The organism is Streptomyces sp. SBT349 (assembly GCF_001083795.1).
GTDB lineage: Bacteria > Actinomycetota > Actinomycetes > Streptomycetales > Streptomycetaceae > Streptomyces.
This window is the reverse complement of the sequence record NZ_LAVK01000608.1, coordinates 1-1,985: the sequence shown is the minus strand read 5'-3', so window position 1 is coordinate 1,985 and position 1,985 is coordinate 1. Positions and strand designations below refer to the sequence as shown.

General features: G+C 70.8%; 1 protein-coding gene. It reads left to right on the top strand.

The window, feature by feature from the left end; translation table 11 throughout:
* Nucleotides 1-1,063: 1,063 nt before the first annotated feature.
* The coding region (locus tag ADY01_RS35150) for a serine/threonine-protein kinase (RefSeq protein ID WP_049580906.1) at nucleotides 1,064-1,985 on the top strand (922 nt) is incomplete at its 3' end.

Sequence of the window (1,985 nt, the reverse complement as noted above, 5' to 3'; positions counted from 1 at the left end):
CCGCCCGACCACCCCCGGACAGCCAACGAACCACCGCCCACCAACGCGCGCGCGACCACCAAGAAGCGGCATGACATCAGCAGGCGTGACGTGCGACGACGCGGCGTATGCCTTCGAGAAGTGCGGGCGCGATTGGATTCCGGAGTCCCACCCGATTGGGCTACCTCTTGTCGCCTGCGCCGATCCTTGGTCCTTCGACCGATCGCGCCAGCGCGGAAGGTGGGCCCCTCAACGCAGAGCGCCCGCTGCCATTGTCAGGCAGCCTCTACGGCCGCTGCCCCTTCTGTAGTGGTGCACGCCAACCCCCGGCGGACCCGCGGAATCTGGCTGTCTGAAGGGGATTCCCGGAGCTTGCTACTCGCTGCTTCATGCTGCGATTCCAGGCGGGACACGCCGTTGGTCGATCCCGTCCCGCAGGAGCTCAGCATGTCCCAACACGACCTGACCCCGGCTTCCGTGGCGAGCCGAGCACGCTGGGCTCTGTGTGCGACTGCGGAGGTCAACTTTTTGACCGAGTTTGCACTGCCGGATTGTTTTGACGTCAGTGGAGAGCTCGCGATGCGCTGTGAGGTGCGCTGTTTCGGCTGGGGACGGCCCCATGGGCAATGCGGGGTCGAACGTCGCGTTGCATGCGGCGATCCGTCAGGTGCACCGATTGGGCGCATCGCTGCAAGCGTGCCCGAGTCGCCGGGCTGGCGCACGGCCCCCTGACCATGCCCCGACCCCAACCCTGGCAGGGCACCGTCCAAAGCCTCTCCACCGATCTCGTCAACTTCCCCCTCCTCATGCTGAGTAATGCGCCCCTCAACCGGCGCAGCTTGCCCAGGCGGTTGGCGGTGTCGGGGTGGTCGGGGCTAAGGGTCGTCTCGGTCCATGGCGCGCCACCGACGGGGGGATCGATGCGGCGGGTGTTCAGGGACACCCGCCGCATTGGAGCGGCCTCGCCCTGCCTCGCCGCGGCCGGCGGCTCGGCGGGCGCCGTTCAGCCGTTCAACGGTTGCGGCTCAGCCGCAGGCGTCGCCGCCCCCCTGTCAACTGCCCTTGTTGCGGCTAGTGTTGATATGTGCTGACTCCTCTGGCCGCCGACGACCCGCCCTCCATAGCCGGTTACCCCGTCACGCACCGGATCGGCGCGGGCGGCATGGGCCGGGTGTACCTCTCGCACACGCGCGGAGGGCGGCCGATCGCCATCAAGGTGATCCATACGGAACTGGCCTCGGACCCGGAGTTCCGGCGCCGGTTCCAGCAGGAGGTGCGGGCCGCCGAGCGCGTCCAGGGCCAATACACGGCCCCCGTCCTCGACAGCGACACGGAGGGGCCGCGACCGTGGTTCGCTACCGCCTACGTCGCGGGCCCCTCCCTGCACGCCGCCGTCCGGGCCCACGGCCCGCTGCAACTGTCCGCCGCGGCGCGAACGCTGGCCGGCATCGCCGAGGCGTTGCAGGCGATCCACGGCGCGGGCATCGTGCACCGGGACCTCAAGCCGTCCAACGTGCTCCTGGTCCAGGACGGCCCGCGGGTCATCGACTTCGGCATCGCCCGCGCCCTCGACGTCACCGCGCTCACCCACAGCGGGGTCACCGTCGGCACTCCGGCGTTCATGGCGCCGGAACAGGCGGTCAGCGGGGCGGTCACGGCCGCCGCCGACATCTTCGCCCTCGGCCTGATCGCAGCCTTCGCCACCACCGGCACCCCGCCGTTCGGGGACGGCCCCTCGCACGCCGTGCTGTACCGGATCGTGCACGAGCAGCCCGAACTGTCCGGGGTGCCGGAGGCCCTGCGGGAGCTGACGGCCCGATGCCTGGCCAAGAATTCGGATCAACGGCCCTCCGCCGCCGAGGTGGCGGAGGCCTGTCGGCGACTGACGGCGGACGCGCCCGCGGCTCTCGCCGAGCTGCTGCCGCCCGCGGTGGCCACCGAGATCGACCACCACGCGGCCACCCTGACGGCCCTGGCCGCCGATCTCGGTGGCCACCGCGGGCGGC